The sequence below is a fragment of the bacterium genome (assembly GCA_035703895.1).
Lineage (GTDB): Bacteria > Sysuimicrobiota > Sysuimicrobiia > Sysuimicrobiales > Segetimicrobiaceae > Segetimicrobium.
Genome location: DASSXJ010000074.1, coordinates 1 through 2101 on the forward strand (window position 1 = coordinate 1; position 2101 = coordinate 2101).

At 67.7% G+C, this 2101-nt stretch carries 2 protein-coding genes; one reads left to right on the forward strand and one right to left on the reverse strand.

The features are described from left to right. Positions 1-1223: aminotransferase class III-fold pyridoxal phosphate-dependent enzyme (locus VFP86_05320; GenBank protein ID HET8999046.1), on the reverse strand; the 1223-nt coding region annotated here is incomplete at its 3' end. A gap of 163 nt (positions 1224-1386) precedes the next feature. Here VFP86_05320 and VFP86_05325 point away from each other — a divergent pair. Then, positions 1387-2101, forward strand: a 715-nt coding sequence (locus tag VFP86_05325; GenBank protein ID HET8999047.1) for a CHC2 zinc finger domain-containing protein, incomplete at its 3' end; no start/stop codon positions are given.

The window sequence follows — 2101 nt, forward strand, 5'->3', positions numbered from 1 at the left end:
GTCGACCCAGGCAGCGCGCCGCCCGAAGGGTAGACCAGCAGCCCGTTTCGAAACGCCGCCGCGACCACGGCCTCGCCGGGCGCCGAGGCCGCGGGGTGATCCGGGGGCACGGCGAATTCCACTCCCCACATCAACCCCAACCCGCGGACCTCCGCCACGCCGCTGAAGGGGCTCAGGGTTTCCAGTTCGCGGCGCAGCATCTCGCCTTTCCGTCTCGCCGCGGCGACCAGGTCGTGCGTCTCGATATAGGTGAGGACGGCGACGGCTGTGGCGCAGGCCAGCGGGTTGCCCGCGTACGTGTAGCCGTGGACGAACCGGCCGGACGTTCGAAAGATCTGCTCGCTGATCCGCTCGTGGGCGATGACGGCACCGACCGGGACGTAGCCGGCCCCCAACCCCTTCGCGCACACGATGAGGTCGGGGATGACGTGCCAGTGATCGAGCGCGAACGCGGCCCCGGTCCGCCCAAACCCGGTCATGACCTCGTCGGCAATGAACAAGACGTCGTGCCGGTCGCAAATCTGGCGGATGAGGGGGAAGTACTCCGGCGGAGGGACGACCGCCCCGTTGGCGGCCCCCGACACGGGCTCAGCGATGAACGCGGCCACGGTGTCCGCGCCTTCCCGGCGGATGGCGTCGTCGAGCGCGGTCGCGCATTCGATCTGACACCGGCCGTAGGTAAAGCCGAACGGGCACCGCCGGCAGTGGACCTCGGGGATCTGGGGGAACGGGAGTAACAGCGGACCGTAGGGGGCTCTGCGCGCGGCAAACCCGGATGCCGAGAGCGCCCCGAGCGTCGCCCCATGATAACTCGCCCGCTTGCTGATGATCTTGTACTTGCGGGGGCGGCCGGCGTCGACCCAATACTGCCGGGCCAGTTTGATGGCCGTTTCCGTCGCCTCGCTCCCCCCTGAGACGAAGAACACGCGGGTGAACCCTGGTGGCACGAATCGGATCACGAGGTCGGCCGCACGCTCCTGGGCGTCGCTACCGAACGTGGAGCCGTGCGCAAAGGTCATGCGTGCCAACTGCTCCGTGATCGCCGCCACGATCTCGGGGAGACTGTGCCCGAGGTTCGAGGCGAGTGGGCCCGAAGAACCATCGAGGTACCGCCGTCCCTCGACGTCGTAGATGAACGCGCCGGCCGCGTGCGCCGCGCGAACACGACCGGCGGGACCGGCCCGATACAGCACGTGGCTCGAGACCACCCCGGGTTCGTCCATGGCACCCTCTCAAACGCCTGGGGGAGTTCGTGGCGATCCGGCGAACCCCTCCACCCGTAGCAGAGAGGACTGGATCCCGGAAACGGACAATACCGTATAAGAGGGCCGGGAGCCTTATCTTGCCGAGAGATAGGGCTTTTTTCGCGGCCCGAAGGGAGCGAAGATGCCCAAAGTTCGAGAGATCACCGATGAAATCAGGCGCCGGGTGGGCATCCTGGATGTCGTGTCCCCTCATGTGACACTGCGCCGGTCCGGGCGGCGGTACACGGGGCTCTGCCCGTTTCACTCCGAGAAGACCCCATCGTTTTCCGTCGATCCGGAGCGCGGCTTCTTCTATTGCTTTGGCTGCCACGCCGGTGGAGACGTGTTCGACTTCGTGATGCGGATGGGGTCTCTCACCTTTGGGGAAGCGCGCCAGGAGCTGGCCGAACGCGCCGGGGTTCAGCTGGAGAAGCCCGCGGAGGGGGAGCCCGGAGCCGGGGAACGCGAGCGGCTGCTTCGGGCGGTGGCCGAGGCGTCGGCGTTTTTCCGAACGCAACTCGCGGGCCATGGCGGCGACGGTGCGCGCGGGTACCTCGCATCGCGCGGTGTGGAACCGCGCATGGTGGAGGCGTTCCGGCTTGGATTCGCTCCGTCGGGATGGGACAACTTGATTCGAGCCCTACAACCGAGGGGGTTCGACCCGACCATCCTTGAGCAGGCCGGGCTGGCCGTGGCCCGCTCCGGAGGTGGAGGGCACTACGATGCGCTGCGGGATCGGGTCATCTTCCCCATTCACGACCTTCAGGGCCGCCCCGTCGCGTTTGGCGGGCGCGTGCTCGCGGAGGGGACGCCGAAGTACCTCAATACTCGGGAGACGTCGCTGTTCGTCAAGGGGA